A 21,490-nucleotide genomic window follows, 5' to 3' on the forward strand; every position below is an offset into this window, starting at 1 on the left:
AGCCTCCGCCCATGTCCGCCAGCCGCGCCGCCCTGTCCCCGCTCCGCTACGATCCCGCCGTGGAGGAGATCGAGGCCGGGGAGCGGGAAACCGAGGCCAGCCTGATCGAGACGATGCGCGGCATCCAGGAGACGACCTTCCGGGATTACGGCCACGCGCTGCGTTCCGTCCACGCCAAGAGCCATGCCCTGCTGGAAGGCGAGCTTCGCGTGCTGGGCAACCTGCCACCCTCCCTCGCGCAGGGGCTTTTCGGCCGGCGTGCGACCTATCCCGTCATCCTGCGGATCTCCACCAATCCGGGCGACATCCTGGACGACGACGTGTCCTCGCCGCGCGGCCTCGCCGTGAAGGTGATCGGCGTCGAGGGCGAGCGGCTGGACGGCTCCGAGGGCGGGGCGACGCAGGATTTCGTCATGGCGAACGCGCCGGCCTTCGCAGCGCCGGGCCCCAGGGCCTTCGCGGGCAACCTGTCCCTGCTGGCGGCCAGCACCGACACGGGCCAGGCCTGGAAGAAGGCCTTCTCCGCCGTGGCGCGTGCCGCCGAGGGCGCGGTTGAGGCGGTGGGCGGCAAGAGCGTGATGCTGTCCATGATGGGTGGCCACCCGCTGACCCATCCGCTCGGCGAGACCTTCTACACCCAGGTGCCGTTCCGCTATGGCGACTACGTGGCGAAGTTCTCGGTCGTCCCGGTGTCGAGCGAGCTGGTCGCGCTGAAGAACAAGAAGGTGGATCTGAGCGGCCGCCCGAATGGGCTGCGCGAGGAGGCGATCGAGTTCTTCCGCCGCCAGGGCGGCGAGTGGGAGTTGCGGGTCCAGCTCCGCACCAATGCCGAGACCATGCCGGTGGAGGATGCCTCCGTCACCTGGCCGGAAAGCGAGAGCCCCTATCTGCCGGTCGCGCGCATCACCGTGCCGCCGCAGCCCGCCTGGAGCGAGGCGCGGGCGCGCATCGTGGATGACGGGCTGTCCTTCAGCCCGTGGAACGGCATCGCCGCGCACCGGCCGCTCGGCGCGATGAACCGCGCCCGTCGCAATGCGTATCGCGAGGCCGCGCAGTTCCGCTCCGCGCGCAATGGCTGCCCGCTCCATGCGCCGCAGACCCGCCTCGTCCTGCCCGACACGGAGGCTCAGACCTATGGCACCGCGCCGGGCCGGGAGGGTCGGCGCCCGAACACGCCGGATGCGCGCCCCGGCGCCTGGACGCAGCCGATGAGTCCCACTTTCCGCCACGCCCTGGCCGGGGCGGCGGGTGGCTTGGCGGCGGGCGCGCTGGTTTCCGCGCTGTTTCTCGGCACCGAGGCGGCGAGTGGCGAGCCCTCGGACCTCGTCAAGCTGCAGCGCAAGGCGGCCGACCGCGCCGGCCTCGACCATCGCGGCAAGGAGGAGGCGCCGAGCGTGCTGGAGGAACTCTCCGGGCATGGCGGCCACCTCGTCCTGTCGGCCGTGGCGGGCGCTGCCTATGGCGCGACGGTGAAGGACGAGCATTCGCCTCTCATGGCCGGGCTGGCCTTCGGCCTCGGCTTCCACGCCCTGGCCTTTGGCGTGGTGGGGCCGGCGCTGGGGCTGGTCCCGCCGCCCTGGCGCGACAGCGCCGGCTCGCAGGCGAAGCATGCGGGGCTGCACGCGCTGTTCGGCGTTCTGACCGGCGTGGTGGCGCAGCGCGTCGCCCGGCGCATGTAGCGCCGGGCCGGGGTTTGCGTCCCCCGCGCGGGCGAGGCTAGGCTTCCTTCCAACGACGGAATATTCGGAGGAAGCCCCTATGCGCCTTTCCCGCCGCGCCCTGCTGGGCAGCGCGATCGCAGCACCGACCCTGGCCCGCGCGCAGGGCGGCGACCCCTATGTCCTCGGGACGCTGTTCCCGCTCTCCGGCCCCAACGCGGAATACGGCAAGGTCTTCACGGAGGGCGTGCAGCTGGCCATGCAGCACGCGGAGGCGGAAAGGATGCTGCGCCGCCCGCTCCGCCTCCAGGCGGAGGACACCCAGGCCCTGCCGCAGCAGGCCGTGGTGGGCATGACCAAGTTGGTGAACGTGGACCGCGCGAACTACGTGATGGTCGGCTTCACCGCCGTCTCCAAGGCCGTGGCGCCGATCGGCGATCGCAGCAAGACCGTCATGGTGAATGGCGGCGCGGTGGGGCCGGACCTCGCTGGGCTGTCGCCCTATTTCTGGAACACCATCCCGCTGGCGCATCTCGAGACGCGGGAGATGCTGCCCTTCATGATGCGGCGGAACCTGAAGCGCGTCGCGCTGGTCTACGTGGACGACCCGCTGGGCGACGCCATCCTCGGCATCTTCCGCAACGACCTGCCGCGCGCGGGTGGGGAACTGGTCGGCTCCTTCTCCATTCCGCGCACGGCGCAGCAATTCGGCCCCGTCGCCGCCCGCATCCGGCAGACGCGTCCGGACACGGTCTACATCGCCAGCTTCGGCGCGCAGCAGGGCCAGATCATCAAGGGGCTGCGCGACAACGGCGTTTCCGTTCCGCTCACCTCCTATTCGGCGATGAACCTGGAAAGCATCCGCAACCTCGCCGAGGCGGAGGGGCTGCTCTTCACCTCGCAGCAGACCGACTTCGCCTCGGGCGACGAGCTGACGCGCCGCTACGCCACCGACTTCAAGGCGCGCTTCGGCAGCGACCCGGGCACCTACAACACCAACTACTACAACGCGACACGGCTCTTCTGCCTCCTCGCCGGGAAGCTGGAGCGGGAGAACAAGGAAGTGAACGGCGACACGCTGCGCGCCGCGCTGCTGGAGCAGAAGGAGTTCGACCTGGTGGGCGGCCGCGCCACCTTCGACGAGCAGGGCAGCATGACCGCCGCCATCCAGATCAACGAGGTGCGCGGCGGCCGCGTGAACGTCGTCACCGGCTGATGCTCTTCCTCCAGCTGCTGCTGGGCGGCCTGCAGACCGGGGCGCTCTACGCGCTCACGGCCTGCGGCTTCGCCCTGATCTTCGGTGCCACCAAGGTGTTCCACTTCGCCCATGGCGCCTCCTTCACCCTGGCCGGCTACCTGTTCCTCCTCCTGTGGAACAACGGCCACCCGGCCTGGCTGGGCGTGCTGGCGGCCATCGCGGTCGCCACCGGCTTCGGCGTGGCGATGGAGCGCTTCGTCTACCGCCCGATCCAGCGGCACGAGGGCGGGTTCTTTACCGTCTTCGTCGCGGCCTTCGGCGTGTCGCTCGTGGTGCAGAACCTCGTGGGCATGTGGGCGGGGCGCGGCTTCGTCGTGGCCGACAGCTCCCTGTCCCGCGCGACGGAGGTGCTGCCGGAGGTCTTCCTGGCCCCGGTCTTCTGGGTCTCGCTCGCTGTCGCGGCGGTGCTGTTCCTGGCGCTCGGCATCTTCCTGACGCGGCATCCGGCGGGGGTGGCGCTGCGGGCGCTGTCGCAGAACAGCGACCTGATTCGCGCCTACGGCCTGTCCTCGCACCGCCTCTCGTTGCTTGCCTTCGCGCTCGGCTCGGCGCTGGCGGCGCCGGCGGCGGTGCTGACCGCCATCACCACCGGCATGAACGAGGCGGTGGGCCACCACGTCATGCTGATCTCCATGGCCGCGACCATCGTGGGCGGCGTCGGCTCGCTGAAGGGCGCGGCGCTGGCGGGTCTCTCGCTCGGCGTTGCGGAAAGCGTGGTGCTGAACTTCGCCGACCCGCAATGGGCCGAGGCGGCGAGCTTCGTCGTGCTGTTCGGCTTCATCCTTTTCCGGCCCTCGGGCCTGTTCGGCCACGCGGTGGCGCGATGACCGCCTATCTCGCCAACCTCGCCACGCTGGCCGCGATCTTCGGCATCCTGGCGGCGACGCTGAACGTCGCCGTGGGCTATGCCGGCATCTTCTCCGTCGCCCATGCCGTGTTCTTCGGCCTGGGCGCCTATGCCGGGGCGCAGCTGGCCCTGCTCGTCGTGCCGGATGCGCTGCTGGCCATGGTGGTCGCGGCGCTGGTGGCGGGCGGGCTGTCGCTTTGCCTCGCCCTGCCGGCGCTGCGCGTGCGCGGCGAGTACTTCGTTGCCGCCAGCCTGGGCCTTCAGATGATGGCGACCACCCTGTTCACCGAAGCCAAGGGATTGACCGGCGGCATGGGTGGCCTCGTGGGCATCCCGCGCCCGATGATCCTGGGCGTCGAGGTCCCGACGCTGGCCCTGGCGCTGACGGCGCTGGTGCTGATCCTGCTGGCCACCTGGCTGATGGCGCGCGGTTCCTTCGGCCGTACGCTGCGCGCCATCCGCGACGCGGAAAGCGCGGCGGAGGCGCTGGGCAAGAACATCAACGCCGCCAAGGCGCTGGCTGTCGCGTTTGCCTGCGCCGGGGCCGGCGTGGCTGGCGCGCTCTTCGCCCTGCACATGAGCTTCGTGAACGTGGAAAGCTTCACCCTGGACCAGTCCGTGCTGATCATGGCCATGGTGATCGTGGGCGGGACCGGGACGCTCTGGGGCCCGCTGCTGGGGGCGGTGCTGCTGCTTTCCCTGCCGGCCGGCCTGTCCTTCCTGCCGTTCATCCCGCCGACGGAGATCGGCGCGGTGCAGCAGATCCTCTACGGCGCCGCCATGACGCTGCTGATGATCTTCCGCCCCGCCGGGCTGCTGGGCGACATGCGGACGGGGAGGAAGGCATGAGCGGCGCTGCGCATCCCCTGGTCTGCCGGGACCTGTCCATCTCCTTCGGGGGCGTGAAGGCGGTGCAGGGCGTGTCCCTGGCGCTGCCGGCCGGCAAGGTGCTGGCGCTGGTGGGTCCGAACGGCGCGGGCAAAACCACGCTGTTCAACCTCGTCACCGGCAATCTTCGCGCCGATGCGGGCGAGGCCACGCTGGATGGCGAAAGCCTCCTCGGGCTGAAGCCCTGGCAGGTGGCGCGGCGCGGCGTCGCGCGCTCCTTCCAGGACCTGCGCCTCTTCACCCACATGACGGTGCGCGAGAACGCCATGTCGGCGACGGAGCGCGGCTCCTGGTTCTGGCAGGCGGGGGATGCCAAGGCCCGCGCGGCGCGGGTAGAGGAGGCGCTGGCGGCGACGGGGCTTTCGGACCTCGCGGAAAGCCGCGCCGTGGACCTCGCCTATGCGGAGCGGAAGTTCCTTTCCATGGCGCGCATCCTGGCCGCCGAGGCGCGGATCTGGCTGCTCGACGAGCCAGCCTCCGGCCTCGACCTGTCCTCCCGCCAGCGCTTCGCGGGATTGCTGCGCGCGGCGAACGCGCGGGGCATCACCATCTGCCTGATCGAGCACAATCTCGACGTGGTGGCGGAGCTGGCGGACGAGATCGCCTTCCTGGACCGCGGCGTGGTGCTCGCGGTCGGCGAGCCGCAGGCCATCCTGCGCGACAAGGCGCTGGCCGCCATCTATTTCGGGGAGCGCGCGGCGTGAACGCCATCGAGGCGACGGGGCTCACCGCCGGCTATGGCGGCAATGCGGTGGTCGAGAATGTGTCCCTCACCCTGGCAGAGGGGGAGGCGCTGACCCTGATCGGGCACAACGGCGCCGGCAAGTCCACCTTGCTGCGCGTGCTGTTCGGGCTGCACCGTCCCGACGCCGGGCGCATCCGCGTCTTCGGGCGGGAGCTTCCCTCCCACATCCCGGCGGCGCTGAACGCGGCCGGGGTGGCGCTGGTGCCCGAGGGGCGCGGCGTCTTTCCCGACCTGACCGTGACGGAGATCTTCGGCCTGGCCCTCTGGGCCGGTGGCGTCCCGAAGCCCGAGCAGCCCCGCCGGGTGGAGGAAGTGCTGGACGTGCTGCCGCGCATCCGCGAGTTCCTTTCGCGGCGGGCGGGAACCTTGTCGGGCGGCCAGCAGCAGATGGTCTCCATCGCCCGCGCCTTGCTGCTGAAGCCCCGCGCGCTGCTGCTGGACGAGCCTTCCATCGGCCTCGCCCCCAAGCTGTTCCAGGATTTGCTGGAACCCATCGCCCGGCTGCGGCGGGAGCACGGGGTGGCGCTGCTGCTGGTGGAGCAGCAGATCCGCGAGGCGCTGGCGATCAGCGATCGCGTGATCGTGATGAAGTCGGGCCGGGTGATCCAGGAAGGGACACCGGACCGCTTCCGCGACCATTCCGCGCTGATGGAGCTGTTCTGACGGGAAAAGCTGGTGCCGACGGGGAGAATCGAACTCCCGACCTACCGATTACGAATCGGTTGCACTACCGCTGTGCTACGTCGGCCCGGCTCTGGCGAGGCTCCTACTCCAAGGCCGGGCAGCTGGCAACCGCCCCGGCTGCCTGATAGACCCCACGGATGCCTCCTGACACCGACCTCCTGCTCGAACGCCGCCGGCTGAAGCGCCGCCTGGGCTGGTGGCGCGGTGCCGCCGTGCTGCTGCTCGTCCTCGGCGCCTTCCTCGCCTTCGCGCCGCGCCTGTCCCTGCCGGGGGGCGCCCATGTCGCCCGCCTGCCAGTGCGCGGCTTCATCGGCGATGATTCGCGGCTGATCCGCACCCTGGACGAGGCCGTCCGCAACCCGTCCATGCGCGCCGTCGTGGTGACGATCGACAGCCCCGGCGGCAGCGTCTCGGGCGGCGAGGCGCTGCACGGCGCGCTGGCCCGGATGCGTGCCGCCGGCAAGCCGGTGGTCGCCGCCATGGGCGGCACCGCGACCTCGGCCGGCTACATGGTCGCCCTGCCGGCCGAACGCGTCTTCGCGCGCGAGGCGACGCTGACGGGCTCCATCGGCGTGATCCTGCACAGCTTCGAGGCAACGGAGCTGATGGCGACGCTGGGCGTGCGGGCCAACACCATCGCCTCCGGCCCGCTCAAGGACCAACCCAGCCCCTTCCGCCCATTGACCGAGGAGGGGAGGGCTGCGCTCGCCGCCGTGGTCGGCGACATGCACGAGCAGTTCGTCGCCATGGTCGCCACCGGGCGCCGGATGGAGCCGGCGCGGGTGCGCGAGCTGGCCGATGGCCGCGTCATGACCGGGCGGCAGGCGCTGGGCGTCGGCCTCGTGGACGCGATCGGCGGCGAGGCGGAGGCGCGGCGCTGGCTGGCGCAGCAGCATAACGTTTCCGAATCCCTGCCAATCCGGGATATTGATCCGCGCAACCCGGCGGAGCGCATCTTCAGCCGCGGCGCCGCCCTGGTCTGGGGCGCCGCCATCGAGTCGCTGGCCACGCTGCTGACGCCGCGCTGAGCCGTGGAACCGGGATGCTGGACAGGGGCGCGGGCTTCGCCTGCAATGATGCCGCGCGTGCCGAGGGGGTGAGGGTGACGAGAAGCGAGCTGATCGCGAGGCTGGCGGAGGAATATCCGCACCTGCGCGCGCGCGACGTGGAGGTCGTGGTCGCCACGATCTTCGACCGCATCTCCGCCACGCTGGCCGAGGGCGGGCGGGTGGAACTGCGCGGATTTGGCGCCTTCACCACGCGCCGCCGCGCCGCCCGGACCGGGCGAAACCCCCGCACCGGGGAGGCCGTTGCCGTGTCGGGCAAGGGGATGCCGCATTTCCGGCCGGGCAAGGAGTTGCGCGTGCGGGTGAATGGCGGCAAGGACCCCGGCGAGGGACGCTGAATGGGCATTGTCGTCACACTGATCCTGGCGGTGCTGGTCGCCGTCTTCGCGCTGGGCAACCCCCAGGCCGTGGACGTGAATCTCTGGCCGCGCGGCTGGGTGGCCGAGATGCCGCTCTGGCAGGCGATCCTGGTCCCGGCTGCGCTGGCCTTCCTGGCCGGGGCGCTGGTGGCCTCGGGCGCCGGGCTGCGGAAGCGCCGCCGCCTCGCCGAGCTGGAGCAGGCCTCGCGCCTCATGGAGGCGGAGCTGGCTTCGCGCGACAAGCCCCGCCGCGCATGATCTCCCGCCCGTCCGGCCCCGCCGGCCGGCTGATCGTGGCGCTCGACGTGCCGGAAGCGGCGCGGGCCGAGTCGCTGGCCCACAAGGTCGCGCCCCATGCGGGGCTGGTGAAGCTGGGCCTTGAGCTTTTCTGCGCCGAGGGGCCGGGGGTGCTGGGCCGCCTGGCCAGGGCCGCGCCGGTCTTCCTGGACCTGAAGCTGCACGACATCCCCAACACCGTCGCCGGAGCGGTGCGCTCCCTCGCGCCGCTGGGCGCGTCCATGCTCACCCTCCATGCCGGGGGTGGCCCCGCCATGATCGCCGCCGCGCGCGAGGCGGCGGAAAAAGCGGGCAGGGAACGGCCGCTCCTCCTCGCCGTGACGGTGCTGACCTCCATGGACGAGGCGGCGCTGGAGGCGACGGGGGTCAGCGGCGGTGCGGCGGCGCAGGTGGTGCGCCTGGCCCGCATGGCCGTTTCGGCTGGGGCGGACGGGCTGGTCTGCTCCCCGCGCGAGATCCGGGCTATCCGCGACTCCCTCGGCGAGGCACCGGCGCTGGTCGTTCCCGGCATCCGCCCCGCCGGCGCCGCCGCAGGCGACCAGTCCCGCGTGGCGACGCCGGAGGAGGCGGTGCGCGACGGCGCGGACTGGATCGTGGTCGGGCGCCCGGTGAGCGGCGCCGGAAACCCTGGGGAGGCGGCGCGCGCCATCACCGCTGGCCTGCCGCGGTGACCCGCCCACTGGTCAAGATTTGCGGGCTGCGCGACGCCGAGGCGCTGGACGCGGCGCGCGAGGCGGATTTCGTCGGCTTCGTCTTCTATCCGGCCTCGCCCCGCGCCCTTTCGCCGGAGCAGGCCATCGCCCTGGCCGCGGTGGCACCCGCCGGGCCGAAGCGCGTGGGCCTATTCGTGGATGCGCCCGACGCGCTGATCGCCGCCGCCCTGCCGGCCCTGGACGTGCTCCAGCTCCATGGGGAGGAGAGCCCCTCCCGCGTGGCCGAGATCCGCTCCCTCTTCGGCAAGCCGGTGATGAAGGCGATCGGCATCGGCAGCGAGGCGGACCTCTGCTCCATCGCCGATTACGCCCTCGTTTCGGACTGCCTGCTGCTGGACGCGAAGCCGGCGGCACTGCCCGGCGGCAACGGCACGCGCTTCGACTGGTCCCTGCCGCGCCGCGTCGCCATCCCGCGCCCCTGGCTGCTGGCCGGCGGGCTGGACCCCGCCAATGTCGCCGCCGCCCTGGCGGAAAGCGGGGCGCCGGGGGTGGACGTTTCTTCCGGCGTTGAGGCGTCCAGGGGGGTGAAGGACCCGGCGCTGGTCTCGGCCTTCGTGAAGGCGGCGCGGGGCGGCTGACTCGGGCGGCCGGCCGGGCTATCACCCCCGGCTGACGCCGCGACACGGATACCCCTGCTGTGACCCTTCCGAACACCTTGAAGAACGGCCCCGACGCCTCGGGCAAGTTCGGCGGCTTCGGCGGCCGCTACGTCGCCGAGACGCTGATGCCCCTGATCCTGGAGGTGGAGGCCGCCTACGCCGCCGCGAAGGCCGACCCCGCTTTCGACGCGGAATGGCGCCGCCTGCTGACGCATTACGTGGGCCGCCCGAGCCCGCTCTGGTTCGCGGAGCGCGTCACTCGGCATTGCGCCCAGGCCGCAGGCCGGCCGGACAAGGGCGCCAAGGTCTATTTCAAGCGCGACGAGCTGAACCACACCGGCGCGCACAAGATCAACGCCGTGCTGGGCCAGATCCTGCTGGCCAAGCGCATGGGCAAGAAGCGCATCATCGCCGAGACGGGGGCGGGGCAGCACGGCGTCGCCACCGCCACGGCCTGCGCCCTGTTCAACCTGCCCTGCACCGTCTTCATGGGCGCGACCGACGTGGCGCGGCAGCAGCCCAACGTGTTCCGCATGAAGCTGCTGGGCGCGGAGGTGGTCGCGGTGGAAAGCGGCGCCGCCACGCTGAAGGACGCGATGAACGAGGCGCTGCGCCACTGGGTCGCTCATGTCGAGGACACATATTACTGCATCGGCACCGTGGCCGGGCCTCACCCCTATCCCGTCATGGTGCGCGACTTCCAGAGCATCATCGGCGAGGAGCTGCGCGGCCAGATGATGCAGGCCGAGGGGCGCCTTCCCGACGCGCTGGTGGCGGCGATCGGCGGCGGCTCCAACGCCATGGGGCTGTTCTACCCCTTCCTGGATGACGGGCAGGTCGAGATGTACGGCGTCGAGGCTGGTGGCCACGGCGTCCATACGGAGACCGGCCACGCCGCCTCGCTGACCGGCGGGCGTCCGGGCGTGCTGCACGGCAACCGCACCTACCTGCTGCAGGACGCGCACGGGCAGATCCTGGAAGGCCACTCGATCAGCGCCGGGCTCGACTACCCGGGCGTGGGGCCGGAGCATTCCTGGCTGCACGAGATCGGCCGCGTGCAATACGTGAACGCGACGGATGACGAGGCGCTGGCGGCCTTCCAACTCTGCTCGCGCCTGGAGGGGATCATCCCGGCGCTGGAGCCCTCGCACGCCCTTGCCTACGTGCTGAAGCTGGCGCCGACCCTGCCGGCGGATAAGATCATCGTGATGAATCTCTGCGGGCGCGGCGACAAGGACATCTTCGCCGTCGCCTCCCATCTGGGGGTGAAGCTGTGAGCGAGGTCATGACCCGGTCGCGCATCAAGGCGCGCTTCGCGGCGCTGAAGGCGGAAGGGCGCGGCGCGCTGATCCCCTTCTTGGAAGCCTATGACCCCGACCCCGCCACCTCCATGGCGATCCTGCGCGGCCTGCCGGGGGCAGGGGCCGACCTGATCGAGATCGGCGTGCCCTTCACCGACCCCGCGGCGGATGGGCCGAGCGTCCAGCTCGCCGGGCAGCGCGGGCTGAAGGCCGGCGCGACGCTGGCCGGCACCCTCGCCATGGTGCGGGACTTCCGGCGCGAGGACGACGCGACGCCCATCATCCTCATGGGCTACCTGAATCCCATCCTGTCCTATGGCCCCGAGCGCTTCTGCACCGACGCGGCGGCGAGCGGCGTGGACGGGCTGATCGTGGTGGACATGCCGCCGGAGGAAGCCCAGGAGCTCGCGCCCTTCTGCGAGAGGGAAGGGCTGGACATCATCCGCCTGGTCGCGCCGACCTCGGATGCGAAGCGGCTGGAGGTGGTTCTGAACGCCTCCTCCGGCTTCGTCTACTACGTGGCCATCACCGGCATCACCGGCACGCGCTCCGCCGACCCGGCGGCGCTGGAGGCGGCGATCCCGCCCATCCGCGCCGCGACCGACCTGCCGGTCGCGATCGGCTTCGGCATCCGCACGCCGGAGCAAGCGGCCCATGCCTCGCGCGTCGCGGATGGCGCGGTGGTGGGCTCGGCGCTTTGCGACACGCTGGCCTCCACGCTGGACGAGCAGGGGCGGGCGCGGCCGGACACGGTGCGCAAGGTGCTCGACCAGGTGCGCGGCCTGTCCGACGCCGTGCGCGCGGCGCGGCGCTGATGCTGACCGACGCCCAGCGCGCCGAGATCGCGGAATCCCGCGCCGGCGCCAACCCGACGCTGCGCCCCGTCGCTCCGGGCGCCGAGGCGGCGCTGTATGAGGCGCGTCCCGTGCTGGAAACCGGATTCGTGCGCCTCGTGGACTACATGGGCGATGACGGCTCCGTGGTGCAGGGCGCGCGCGTTTCCTACGGCAAGGGGACGAAGTCCGTTTCGGACGACCGCAACCTCGTCCGCTACCTGATGCGCCACAAGCACACGACGCCCTTCGAGCTGTGCGTGGCGAAGTTCCACATCCGCGCGCCGATCTTCGTGACGCGGCAATGGTTCCGCCACCGCACGGCGAGCATCAACGAGTACTCGGCCCGCTATTCCGTGCTAGAGCGCGAGTTCTACTTCCCCCGCCCGGAGGACATGGCGGCGCAGAGCGCCACCAACCGCCAGGGCCGCGCCGAATCCCTGCCGCCCGACCAGGCCGAGGTCGCGCTGGCGCTGCTGCGCGACGACGCCACGCGCTGCTACGACCACTACCTGCACCTGCTGAACGAGGACGAGGAGGGGCGGGTGATCGATGAATCCCGCACCGGCCTCGCGCGCGAGCTGGCGCGGATGAACCTGCCCATCAACGTGATGACGCAGTTCTACTGGCAGGCGAATCTCTGGAACCTGCTGCATTTCCTGAAGCTGCGCGCCGACCCACACGCGCAGATGGAGATCCGCGCCTATGCCGACGCGATGCTTTCCGTCGTCGAGACCTGGGTCCCGCTGGTCCACGAGGCCTTCGCCGACTACATGCGCGACGCCGTTGCCTTCAGCGGCCCGGCGATGAAGGTGCTGCGCGCCATGCTGGACGGCGAGGCGCCGTCCCAGGCGGAGAGCGGCTTGTCGAAGCGGGAATGGCGTGAGTTGATGGAGGTGCTGGGACGCACCGCCTGAGGGCCACGCCATGCACTACCTCTTCCGCCTCCTGCCGCCGCGCGACACCTTCCCCTCCGACATGACGCCGACCGAGGCTGAGGCGATGCAGGCGCACATGGCCTACTGGACGCGGCTGATGGGCGAGGGGCGGGTTTCCGGCTTCGGGCCGGTCGCGGGCGACGAGGGTGTCTACGGCCTCGCGGTGTTCGAGGCGCCGGACGACACGGCCGCCGAGGCGGTGATCGCCGCCGATCCGGTCTTGGCGAAATCCCTGGGCTTCGGTTCGGTGCTGCACCGCTTCATCGGCTGGAACCAGCCCGCACGCGCCTGATGGACGCTGCCCGGCGCGACGCCCTCCTGGGCTTCCTCGCCCTTTCCGACCGGCTGAAGCATGTGGAGCGCGCGGCCATGACTGGCGCGCGCCGCGAGAATAGCGGCGAGCATGCGTGGCAGGTCGCCCTCATCGCCGTGCTGCTGCACGGCGAGGCGCCGGACCCGAAGCCGGATCTTGCGCGCGTGCTGTCCATGATCGCCGTGCATGACCTCGTCGAGATCGAGGCCGGCGACACCTTCGCCTTCGACGACAAGGGCCTCGCCACCCAGGCGGCGCGAGAGGCGGAGGCGGCAGGCCGCATCTTCCGGCTCCTCCCGCCCGACCTCGCCGCCGAGGTGGCCGCGCTCTGGGTGGAGTTCGAGGCAGGCGCGACGCCCGAGGCGGGCTTCGCCATGGGCTGCGACCGGCTGCAGGGCTTCGCGCAGCAGGTGGAATGCGGCGCGCCGGCCTGGAAGGCGGTGGGGCTCACCAAGGCACGCAGCCTGGTCCGCATGGCGCCGGCCATCGCGCTGGGCGCGCCCTTCGCCCCGATGATCGAGGCGCTCTACGACCGCGCCCTGGCAAAGGGACTGCTGCTGCCATGAGCTTGCTGGTCTTCGGTTCTGCCGTCGCGGACCTCCTGTTCCGCATGGACCGCCTGCCGCGCGAGGGCGAGACGCTGCTGGGCGAGGCAGGGGCGCCGCTGCCGGGTGGCAAGGGGCTGAACCAGGCCATCGCGGCGGCGCGGGACGGCGCCGCGGTGCGCTTCGCCGGCTGCGTCGGCACCGATGCGAACGGGTCCATGCTGCACGGCGCGCTGGACGCTGCCGGTGTGGACACGACCCTGCTGGCCGCGACGGGCGCGGGGCCGAGCGGGCTGGCCTGCGTCATGGTGGATGCGGAGGGCCGCAACCAGATCGCCGTCTCGCCCGGCGCCAACCTCCAGGCCGGTGCCGTTTCCTGCCTCCCCGGCGAGACGGTGCTGATGCAGATGGAAGTGCGGGTGGAGGAAAACCTCCGCCAACTGCGCCTGGCGCGCGACGCGGGCGCGCACGCCATCCTGAACCTCGCCCCGGCACTTGCCTTTCCGCGTGACGCGCTGGCCGCGCTGCGCCTGCTCGTGCTGAACGAGACCGAGGCCGCTTGGCTGGCCGCGCATCTGGGCTGCGGAACGGGGGCGATCGCGCTGCGCGCCGCGACCAGCACGGATGTGGCGGTCACCCTTGCCGAGCGCGGCGCCGAGGCGGCGACCACCGAAGGACTGATCCAGGCCGGGCCCTTCGCAGTGCGCGTGGCGGACACGGTGGGGGCTGGGGACGCATGGTGCGGCGTACTGGCCGCCTCGCTCGGCCGCGGCCTCCCCCTGCAGGCGGCGATGCGCCGCGCCAACGCCGCCGCCGCCCTGGCCTGCACCCGCCCCGGCGCTGCCATCGCCATGCCCGATGCGGCGCAAACCGACGCGCTGCTCGGGTGAGCGACCCGCTGATCCTGACGGCGTTGCTGGAGCCATCGGCGCAATCCAAGCTTCAGTCGCTGCGCGACGCGCATTTCCCGCCGGAGCGCAACATCGTCCCGGCCCATGTCACGCTGTTCCATGCGCTGCCCGGCGCGGAACTCGCCTCGGTCGAGGCAGCGCTGGACGCCGTGACCTCCGGCGCCAACTCGCCCGAAGCGATGCTTGGCCCGCCGCGCTTCCTGGGACGCGGCGTGGCGCTGGAACTGCGCTCGGAGGCGCTGGCCGCGCTGCGCGCCCGCCTCGCGCGGGAATGGGCGCCTTGGCTTTCGCCGCAGGACCGGCAGGGCTGGCGGCCCCACGCGACGATCCAGAACAAGGCGGCGCCGGAAGTGGCGCGGGCGCTGCATGCGCGGCTGCTCGCGGAATGGACGCCGCGCCCGGCGCGGGTCGCGGCGCTGCGCCTGTGGTGGTATCGCGGCAGGCCGTGGGAGCTTCGTCGCGAATTCCCCTTTCTCACTCCATGACGATGCGTGGGCCGGAGACGGCGGCCGGCGCTTCCAGCTTCTCCCAGAGCCGCGCGGCGATGGACTGGTAAGCCTGCGCCTCGTGGCTGTCGGGCGCGGCCAGCACCACGGGGGTTCCGGCATCGGCCATCTGCCGGATCGCCAGCTTGAGCGGCAGCTCGCCCAGGAATTCGGTGCCGAGGCGCGTCGCTTCCTCCCGCGCGCCGCCATGGCCGAAGATCTCGGTCCGCTCGCCGCATTTCGGGCAGCAGAAGAAGGACATGTTCTCGATGAGGCCGAGGACGGGGACGTTCACCTTCTCGAACATCCGCACCCCGCGCCGCGCGTCGATCAGCGCCACGTCCTGCGGGGTGGAGACGATGACTGCGCCCGCCAGCGGCACGCGCTGGGACATGGTCAGCTGCGCGTCGCCCGTGCCGGGCGGCATGTCCACCAGCATGGCGTCCAGCTCGCCCCACTCCACCTGGCCCATCATCTGTTCCAGCGCGCCCATCACCATGGGGCCGCGCCAGACCATCGGCGTCTCCTGCTCCACCAGGAAGCCGATGCTCATCGCCTTCAGCCCCCAGCGCGAAATGGGGATGATGCGCTGCCCGACGGCCCGCGGCCGCTCATTGGTGCCCAGCATCTGCGGCAGGGAGGGGCCGTAGATGTCGGCGTCCAGCAGCCCGACCCGCAGCCCTTGCGAGGCCAGCGCCACGGCGAGGTTCACCGCCGTCGTGCTCTTGCCCACGCCCCCCTTGCCCGAGGCGACGGCGACGATGCGCTTCACCCCCGGCAGCAGCATGGCGCCCTGGCCGGGCGGGGACTTGGCGGCAGTACGCTGCGCCGGAGCCTCGGCGCGGTGCGCCGTCAGCACCACCGTCGCGGACAGCACGCCGGGCACGGCGGCGGCGGCGCGCTCGGCGGCGAGGCGCAGGGGTTCCATCTCGCGCGCCCTTTCGCGCGGCACGGCGAGGGCGAACTGGACCATCCCGTCGCGCTCGTTGATCGCCTCGACCATGCCGGAGGACACGACGTCACGCCCGGTGGCGGGGTCCACCACGGCGCGGAGCGCGGCGCGGACAGCCTCGGGGAGGGGACTCGGCATGGAATTATGACCTTTCCTTCACGCGTTGGGCACCACATATGCATCCTTGCGCGGTGCGGCACACCCCTCGCCCGGGGCGGTGCCGCACCCTATGCTCAAGCCCATACGCAGGGGAGTAGGCGACTCAGATGGCGTGGAACAACGGCGGACCGAGCCCCTGGGGCAATCCGCGGCCCGGTGGCGGCGGACCCTGGGGCAACCCGCCCCCCGGCGGAAACCGCCCGCCGCCCGGTGGCGGCCCGGACGTGGACGAGATCATCCGTCAGGCACAGCAGACCGTGCGCCGCTGGCTGCCCCGCGGCGGCATGGGCGGCGGGCGTGGCTTGGCGCTGGCGGCCGTCGTGCTGCTCGGGCTCTGGGGCCTGTCCGGCGTGTATCGTGTCCAGCCCGACGAGCTGGGTGTGGTCATGCGCTTCGGCGCCTTCAACCGCACCGCCCCGCCGGGCCTGAACTACCGCATCCCCTGGCCGGTCGAGGCGGTGACGACGCCGCGCGTCACGCGCATCAACCGCGTGGACGTGGGCTTCCGCTCCAACGTGGACGGCCCGGCGCAGGGCGGGCGCATCACCCCCGCGCGCGACGTGCTGGCGGAATCGCTGATGCTGACGGGCGACGAGAACATCGTGGACATCGACTTCGCGGTGTTCTGGCGCATCCGCGATGCTGGCGACTTCCTGTTCAACACCCGCAATCCGGAGGACACGGTGAAGTCCGCCGCCGAATCCGTGATGCGCGAGATCATCGGCCGCACGCCCATCCAGGCGGCGCTGACCGAGGCGCGCGCCCAGATCGAGCAGGATGTGCGCCGCGGCACCCAGGGGATCATGGACCAGTACGGCGCGGGGGTGGAGATCACCCAGGTGCAGATGCAGAAGGTGGACCCGCCGGCCGCGGTGATCGACGCCTTCCGCGACGTGCAGCGCGCGAATGCGGACCGTGAGCGCCTCCGCAACGAGGCGGAAAGCTACCGCAACGACATCATCCCCCGCGCCCGAGGCGAGGCGGAGCGAATGGTGCAGGAGGCCACCGGCTTCCGCGACAGCCAGATCGCCCGCGCCCGAGGCGAGGCGGGCCGCTTCAACGCCGTGCTCGCGGCCTATTCGCAGGCGCAGGACGTGACCGTGCGGCGCCTTTATCTGGAGACCATGGAAGACATCCTCCGTCGCAACAACATGATCCTCGTGGATGACCGGCTGCAGGGTCTCGTGCCCTTCCTGCCGCTCGGCGAGGGGCAGAACCGCATCGGCGTGCAGGGGCAAGGGCAGGGCCAAGGCCAGCGCGTGCCGGTGCCCTCGCCCGCCGCCGCGCCCATCATGAACCAGGCCCGCCCGGGGGTGCAGCAGCGATGAACCGCATGACCTTGGTGCTGGGCGGCCTCGCGCTCGTCCTCTTCGTCGCGGCCTCCGCCTTCTTCACCGTTCACCAGACGCAGCAGGTGCTGATCACCCAGTTCGGCGAGCCGATCCGGGTGGTGCGGACGCCGGGGCTGAACGTGAAGGTGCCGCTGGTGCAGACCGTGATCCCCTTCGACCGGCGCCTGCTGGACTACGACGCGCCGGGCGAGGAGGTGATCCTGGGCGACCAGCGCCGCCTCATCGTGGACAGCTTCACCCGCTACCGCATCACCGACCCGCTGCTGTTCTACCAAACGGTCGGCGCGGCCGAGCAGGGCATCCGCGCGCGGCTTTCCTCCATCGTCTCGTCCTCGCTGCGCCGCGTGCTGGGCAGCGAGGGCCTCGTCAACGTGCTGTCCGCCGAGCGCGGGCGCGTGATGGGCGAGATCCGCCGCCAGGTGGACGAGGAGGCGCGGCGCTTCGGCATCGAGGTGGTGGATGTCCGCATCCGCCGCGCCGACCTGCCGGACGAGAACACCCAGGCCATCCTCAACCGGATGCAGTCCGAGCGTGAGCGCGTCGCCCGCGAGGCCCGCGCCGAGGGTGCAGAGGTCGCGGCTCGCGTCCGTGCCCAGGCGGACCGTGACCGCACGGTGCTGCTCGCGGAGGCGGAGGCCAATGCCGCCATCCTGCGCGGCTCGGGCGAGCAGGAAGCGATCGGGGTCTTCGCGGAGGCGTTCCGCCGTGACCCGGAGTTCTTCCAGTTCTGGCGCACCATGCAGGCCTACCGCGAGGTCTTCGCCAATGGCGAGAGCCGGATGGTGCTGACCCCGGAAAGCGATTTCTTCCGCTTCTTCCGGGAAATCCCGACGATCGCCTCGCCTGCCGCCGCGGCGACGCTTCCGCCGGGCGGGGCCGCGCCGAATGGCGCCGCGCCGCAGCCGGCGGCGCCCCCCGCGGCTCCGGCCGCCCAGCCGGAGCCGGCCACGCCTGCCCCGGCCGGGACTCCTGCCGAGGGGCGTTGACCCCTCGCCGGGCCAACCCCAACTCAGGGGTCGGCCCGCTGGCGCCTGCTGCGGTGCGGGTCTAGCTTTTCCCTCCTCGGGCGGACCCACGCCCGACCCCCCATTCGAGGTCACGCGATGCGACGTGTCGTTCCCGCCTTCATCCTGGCCTTTGCGGCCTTGCCGGCCCTGGCGCAGCCCCGGCCCGAGCCGCCGGCCACCGCCGCGGCGCAGCCGCCGACGCCCGATGTGGTGGTGACGCCACGTGGCGCCCCCGAAAGCTTCGCTCCCCTCGTCCGCTCGCTTCTGCCAGCGGTGGTGAACATCTCCACCACCCAGAATCCGCAGGGCCGCTCCACCACGCGCCCAGATGCGCCGGAGCCGCCGCAGGCGCCCCCCGGCTCCCCGTTCGAGGAATTCTTCCGCGACTTCTTCAACCGGAACCGCCCGCCCGGCCAGGGCGGCGACGCCCAGCCGCAGCGCCCGCAGCAGCCGCAACGCCGCGCCCAGTCGCTCGGCTCCGGCTTCATCGTGGATGCGTCGGGCATCGTGATCACCAACAACCACGTGATCGACGGCGCCGACGAGATCAACGTGATCCTGCAGGACAACACCAGCCTGCGCGCCGAGCTGGTGGGCACCGACCCGCGCACCGACATCGCGGTGCTGCGCGTCCGCCCGCCCCAGCCGCTCCCTTCCGTTTCCTGGGGCAACAGCGACACGGCCGAGGTCGGCGACTGGGTGCTGGCCATCGGCAACCCCTTCGGCCTGGGTGGCACGGTGACGGCGGGCATCGTCTCGGCGCGCGGCCGCGACATCCGGCAGGGGCCCTTCGACGACTTCATCCAGACCGATGCCGCCATCAACCGCGGCAATTCCGGCGGGCCTCTCTTCAACCTGCGGGGCGAGGTGGTGGGCATCAACACCGCCATCTATTCGCCGACCGGCGGCTCCATCGGCATCGGCTTCTCCATCCCCTCCAACCTTGCCCAGGGCATCGCCCGGCAGCTGGCCGCGGATGGCCGCGTTCGCCGTGGCTGGCTGGGGGTGAACATCCAGCAGGTGACGGACGAGATCGCGGAGTCCTTGGGGCTGCGGAACGGCACGCGCGGTGCGCTGATCGCCCGCGCGCAGGAGGGGGCGCCCGCCGCCGCGGCCGGCATCCGCAGCGGCGACGTGATCCTGCGCTTCAACAACCAGGAAGTGCGCGAGATGCGGAACCTGCCGCGCATCGTGGCCGACACCAACGTGGGTGCGCAGGTGCCCGTGGTGGTTTGGCGCGACGGCAAGGAGGAGACGGTCACCGTGACCCTCGGCGAGCTTCCGGCCGAGCAGCAGCAGGCCGCCGCCACGCCGCAGCAGCAGACACCGCGCGGCGACCGGACGGTGGAGCTTTCCGGCCTCGGCATGCGCGTGGCCGGCGTCACGCCGGAGCTGCGCGAGCGTTTCCGCCTTCGCCCCGAGCAGCGCGGCGTCGTGGTGGTCGAGGTTTCGCCGAACTCCGCCGGCGCCGAGCGGGAGATCCGCGCCGGCGACGTGATCGTCGAGGTGCAGCAGGAGCGCGTGACGACGCCGCAGGAGATCCAGGAACGGGTCGAGCGCCTGCGCCGCCAGAACCGTGCCACCGCGCTGTTCCTGGTGGAAAGCCAGCAGGGCCAGCGCTTCGTCCCGCTGCGCCTCGCTGCCCCGCGCCAGGGCAACCCGGGCTGATCAGCCCTTACTGAACTCTTCGCGCCGGTAACCCTGCGCGAAGAGCAGCGCCGAAAGGTCGCCATGCGTCACGATGTGGCGCGCGGCGGCCTGGACGGCGGGCTTGGCCCGGAAGGCCACGCCAAGCCCGGCCGCTTGGATCATCGGCAGGTCATTGGCCCCGTCCCCCACGGCGCAGCTTTCCGCGAGGCTCAGCCCGCGCGCCGCCGCCAGGCGCTTCAGCGCCGCCAGCTTCGCATCCTTGTCCAGGATCGGCTCTGCCACGCGGCCGGTGAGTTGGCCGCCTTCCAGCAGCAGCGTATTGGAATGGTGCTCATGGAAGCCCATCCGCTCCGCCACGCGCCCGGTGAAGAAGGTGAAGCCACCGGACACCAGCGCCGTGTGCGCGCCATGCGCCCGCATGGTGGCGACCAGCGTGGCGGCGCCAGGCATCGCCTCCGTCGCCTGCCAGGTTTCCTCCAGCGCGGATTGGGGCAGGCCTTCCAGCATCGCCACGCGTTCGCGCAGCGCCGCCTTGAAATCCAGCTCGCCATTCATGGCGCGCGCGGTGATGGCGGAGACGCGCTCCTTCAGCCCGGCGGCGGCGGCCAGTTCGTCCAGGGTCTCACTCGTGACGACCGTGCTGTCCATGTCGGCGAGGAGCAGCTTCTTGCGCCGCCCCTCGGCGGGCTGCGCGAGGAGGTCCACGAGCGCACCGTTCAGCGCGACGCGGGCGGCGGCCACCGCTTGGTCAGGCGACAGGTCTTCGAAAGGCAGGTCGGCCGCCTCGCCTTCTGCCAGCCACTCGGGCGTCTCCAGCACGGCGCCGAGCGCGGACAAGGCGCCCCGCGCGGCGGCGAGATGAGCGGGAACAAGGGCGCCCGCGGGCGCGATCAGGGTCAGGACATGCGGCATGGCGGCCGGACCATGGCGGCGCCCCTGGCATGAGGCAACCCCGCGCGATCATCGTCGCCGGTCCCACCGCTTCCGGGAAGTCCGCCCTGGCTCTGGGGCTCGCGGAAGCGCTGGGCGGAACGGTGATCAACGCCGACGCCATGCAGTGCTACCAGGAGCTTCGCGTGCTGACTGCGCGCCCGACGCCGGAGGATGAGGCGCGCGTGCCGCACGCGCTCTATGGCGTCCTGCCCGCCGCGACGCCGGGAAGCGTGGCGTGGTGGCGCGAGGCGGCGCTGGCTTCCATGGCATCGACACGGCTGCCCATCCTTTGCGGCGGCACGGGGATGTATCTGCGCGCCCTGACCCAGGGCATCGCCGCCCTGCCCGAGGTGGCGCCCGAAGCGCGGGAGGAGGCGCGCTCCCTCCTCGCCGCGCTCGGTGCGCCTGGGCTGCACGCTCGGCTCCATCCGGAGGATGCGGCGATGCTGCGCCCCTCCGACAGCCAGCGCATCGCCCGCGCCTTCGAGGTGTGGCGGAGTTCCGGCAAGCCGCTCGCTGCCTGGCAGCGCGAGGCGCCGGCGCTGCCCGCCGCCCCCTACGATTTCCGCGTCCTCCTGCTCGATCCCCCGCGGCCTTTGCTGCGCGAGGCCATCGTGGCGCGCTGGGCGGCGATGCTGGACGGCGGCGCCGTGGAGGAGGTGAGGGGACTGCTGGCCCAGGGCCTGGACCCCGTCCTGCCGGCGATGCGCGCCCATGGCGTGCCGGAACTCGCCGCGATGCTGCGAAACGAGGCCACGCTGGAGGATGCATCCCGCCGGGCCATCGCCAATACCGGCGCCTATACGCGGCGCCAGGCGACGTGGTTTCGGCATCAGGCGCTGGCACCTTCCGAGGCGGTGCATAGCATCAATGCGCGTATCGCGGGTCTGTCGCAATTTTCGCAAAGCCAACGCGATCAAATCTTCGCTTTTGTTGACGGGACCGGTTGACGCGCTGCAGCACGGGGCCTAGTTGGCGGTCATTGGAGCCGTGAAA

The 21,490-nt window shown here is 71.8% G+C and carries 24 protein-coding genes and 1 tRNA gene; 22 read left to right on the forward strand and 3 right to left on the reverse strand.

Annotated elements, in window-relative coordinates:
* Window positions 1-11: 11 nt before the first annotated feature.
* The 6 genes from OF850_RS17570 to OF850_RS17595 all read left to right on the forward strand — a co-directional run bounded on the left by OF850_RS17570 (window position 12) and on the right by OF850_RS17595 (window position 6,059).
* Window positions 12-1,679 (forward strand): hypothetical protein, encoded by a 1,668-nt coding sequence (locus tag OF850_RS17570; RefSeq protein WP_301591646.1) that lies wholly within the window; start codon window positions 12-14, stop codon window positions 1,677-1,679.
* A 79-nt stretch (window positions 1,680-1,758) separates the two neighbouring features.
* Window positions 1,759-2,874 (forward strand): ABC transporter substrate-binding protein, encoded by a 1,116-nt coding sequence (locus OF850_RS17575; protein WP_301591647.1) that lies wholly within the window; start codon window positions 1,759-1,761, stop codon window positions 2,872-2,874.
* The gene (locus OF850_RS17580; RefSeq protein WP_301591648.1) at window positions 2,874-3,743 is read left to right on the forward strand and encodes a branched-chain amino acid ABC transporter permease; all 870 of its coding nucleotides are present in this window, start codon (window positions 2,874-2,876) and stop codon (window positions 3,741-3,743) included. Before OF850_RS17575 ends, OF850_RS17580 begins: the two co-directional genes overlap by 1 nt.
* Window positions 3,740-4,612: a branched-chain amino acid ABC transporter permease gene (locus OF850_RS17585; RefSeq protein WP_301591650.1), complete on the forward strand. Its 873-nt coding sequence runs from the start codon at window positions 3,740-3,742 to the stop codon at window positions 4,610-4,612. The genes OF850_RS17580 and OF850_RS17585 overlap by 4 nt, the downstream gene beginning before the upstream one ends.
* Window positions 4,609-5,355: an ABC transporter ATP-binding protein gene (locus tag OF850_RS17590; RefSeq protein WP_301591651.1), complete on the forward strand. Its 747-nt coding sequence runs from the start codon at window positions 4,609-4,611 to the stop codon at window positions 5,353-5,355. Before OF850_RS17585 ends, OF850_RS17590 begins: the two co-directional genes overlap by 4 nt.
* A complete protein-coding gene (locus OF850_RS17595) occupies window positions 5,352-6,059 on the forward strand; it encodes an ATP-binding cassette domain-containing protein (RefSeq protein WP_301591652.1) in 708 nt (235 codons plus the stop codon). Before OF850_RS17590 ends, OF850_RS17595 begins: the two co-directional genes overlap by 4 nt.
* 10 nt (window positions 6,060-6,069) lie before the next feature.
* On the opposite strand, the gene OF850_RS17600 is transcribed toward OF850_RS17595, so the two are convergent.
* A tRNA-Thr gene (locus OF850_RS17600) sits at window positions 6,070-6,144 on the reverse strand.
* Window positions 6,145-6,217: 73 nt separating this feature from the next.
* Here OF850_RS17600 and sppA point away from each other — a divergent pair.
* The 12 genes from sppA to OF850_RS17660 all read left to right on the forward strand — a co-directional run bounded on the left by sppA (window position 6,218) and on the right by OF850_RS17660 (window position 14,441).
* Window positions 6,218-7,108, forward strand: coding sequence for a signal peptide peptidase SppA (sppA, locus tag OF850_RS17605; RefSeq protein ID WP_301591653.1), 891 nt, complete (start codon window positions 6,218-6,220; stop codon window positions 7,106-7,108).
* Window positions 7,109-7,182: 74 nt separating this feature from the next.
* Entirely contained in the window at window positions 7,183-7,485 is a 303-nt protein-coding gene (gene ihfB / locus OF850_RS17610) for an integration host factor subunit beta (RefSeq protein ID WP_301591723.1), read from the forward strand.
* The gene (locus OF850_RS17615) at window positions 7,486-7,764 is read left to right on the forward strand and encodes a lipopolysaccharide assembly protein LapA domain-containing protein (RefSeq protein WP_301591654.1); all 279 of its coding nucleotides are present in this window, start codon (window positions 7,486-7,488) and stop codon (window positions 7,762-7,764) included. It begins immediately after the preceding gene.
* On the forward strand, window positions 7,761-8,474 hold the full coding sequence (gene pyrF / locus OF850_RS17620; RefSeq protein WP_301591655.1) for an orotidine-5'-phosphate decarboxylase: 714 nt from the start codon (window positions 7,761-7,763) through the stop codon (window positions 8,472-8,474). Before OF850_RS17615 ends, pyrF begins: the two co-directional genes overlap by 4 nt.
* On the forward strand, window positions 8,471-9,094 hold the full coding sequence (locus OF850_RS17625; RefSeq protein WP_301591656.1) for a phosphoribosylanthranilate isomerase: 624 nt from the start codon (window positions 8,471-8,473) through the stop codon (window positions 9,092-9,094). The genes pyrF and OF850_RS17625 overlap by 4 nt, the downstream gene beginning before the upstream one ends.
* 59 nt (window positions 9,095-9,153) lie before the next feature.
* Window positions 9,154-10,392: a tryptophan synthase subunit beta gene (trpB, locus tag OF850_RS17630; RefSeq protein WP_301591657.1), complete on the forward strand. Its 1,239-nt coding sequence runs from the start codon at window positions 9,154-9,156 to the stop codon at window positions 10,390-10,392.
* Window positions 10,393-10,400: 8 nt separating this feature from the next.
* Window positions 10,401-11,231 carry a tryptophan synthase subunit alpha gene (gene trpA, locus OF850_RS17635; protein ID WP_301591658.1) on the forward strand — a complete coding sequence of 277 codons (831 nt, stop codon included), beginning with the start codon at window positions 10,401-10,403 and terminating at the stop codon, window positions 11,229-11,231.
* Window positions 11,231-12,166: an FAD-dependent thymidylate synthase gene (gene thyX, locus OF850_RS17640; RefSeq protein WP_301591659.1), complete on the forward strand. Its 936-nt coding sequence runs from the start codon at window positions 11,231-11,233 to the stop codon at window positions 12,164-12,166. The genes trpA and thyX overlap by 1 nt, the downstream gene beginning before the upstream one ends.
* A 10-nt stretch (window positions 12,167-12,176) precedes the next feature.
* Window positions 12,177-12,479 (forward strand): YciI family protein, encoded by a 303-nt coding sequence (locus OF850_RS17645; RefSeq protein WP_301591660.1) that lies wholly within the window; start codon window positions 12,177-12,179, stop codon window positions 12,477-12,479.
* Window positions 12,479-13,066: an HD domain-containing protein gene (locus tag OF850_RS17650; protein ID WP_301591662.1), complete on the forward strand. Its 588-nt coding sequence runs from the start codon at window positions 12,479-12,481 to the stop codon at window positions 13,064-13,066. Before OF850_RS17645 ends, OF850_RS17650 begins: the two co-directional genes overlap by 1 nt.
* Entirely contained in the window at window positions 13,063-13,935 is an 873-nt protein-coding gene (locus OF850_RS17655) for a PfkB family carbohydrate kinase (RefSeq protein WP_301591663.1), read from the forward strand. The genes OF850_RS17650 and OF850_RS17655 overlap by 4 nt, the downstream gene beginning before the upstream one ends.
* Window positions 13,932-14,441 (forward strand): 2'-5' RNA ligase family protein, encoded by a 510-nt coding sequence (locus OF850_RS17660; protein WP_301591665.1) that lies wholly within the window; start codon window positions 13,932-13,934, stop codon window positions 14,439-14,441. The genes OF850_RS17655 and OF850_RS17660 overlap by 4 nt, the downstream gene beginning before the upstream one ends.
* On the opposite strand, the gene OF850_RS17665 is transcribed toward OF850_RS17660, so the two are convergent.
* Window positions 14,431-15,531: an Mrp/NBP35 family ATP-binding protein gene (locus OF850_RS17665; protein WP_301591667.1), complete on the reverse strand. Its 1,101-nt coding sequence runs from the start codon at window positions 15,529-15,531 to the stop codon at window positions 14,431-14,433. The two genes, OF850_RS17660 and OF850_RS17665, sit on opposite strands and share 11 nt — an antisense overlap.
* Before the next feature lie 128 nt (window positions 15,532-15,659).
* On the opposite strand from OF850_RS17665, the gene hflK reads away from it, so the two are divergent.
* The 3 genes from hflK (at window position 15,660) to OF850_RS17680 (ending at window position 19,579) form a co-directional block, all read left to right on the forward strand.
* Window positions 15,660-16,880, forward strand: a complete 1,221-nt coding sequence (gene hflK, locus OF850_RS17670) for an FtsH protease activity modulator HflK (protein ID WP_301591668.1) — start codon at window positions 15,660-15,662, stop codon at window positions 16,878-16,880.
* Complete coding sequence (gene hflC, locus OF850_RS17675; protein WP_301591669.1) at window positions 16,877-17,890, forward strand: protease modulator HflC; 1,014 nt, start codon at window positions 16,877-16,879, stop codon at window positions 17,888-17,890. Before hflK ends, hflC begins: the two co-directional genes overlap by 4 nt.
* A gap of 117 nt (window positions 17,891-18,007) precedes the next feature.
* Entirely contained in the window at window positions 18,008-19,579 is a 1,572-nt protein-coding gene (locus OF850_RS17680; protein ID WP_301591670.1) for a Do family serine endopeptidase, read from the forward strand.
* On the opposite strand, the gene serB is transcribed toward OF850_RS17680, so the two are convergent.
* The gene (gene serB, locus OF850_RS17685; protein ID WP_301591671.1) at window positions 19,580-20,473 is read right to left on the reverse strand and encodes a phosphoserine phosphatase SerB; all 894 of its coding nucleotides are present in this window, start codon (window positions 20,471-20,473) and stop codon (window positions 19,580-19,582) included.
* 29 nt (window positions 20,474-20,502) lie between these two features.
* Here serB and miaA point away from each other — a divergent pair, with 29 nt between their 5' ends.
* On the forward strand, window positions 20,503-21,444 hold the full coding sequence (gene miaA / locus OF850_RS17690) for a tRNA (adenosine(37)-N6)-dimethylallyltransferase MiaA (protein ID WP_301591672.1): 942 nt from the start codon (window positions 20,503-20,505) through the stop codon (window positions 21,442-21,444).
* Window positions 21,445-21,490 lie beyond the last annotated feature (46 nt).

Origin of the sequence: Sabulicella glaciei, assembly GCF_026183895.1 — a bacterium.
In the GTDB taxonomy this organism is placed as follows: Bacteria; Pseudomonadota; Alphaproteobacteria; order Acetobacterales; family Acetobacteraceae; genus Roseococcus; species Roseococcus glaciei.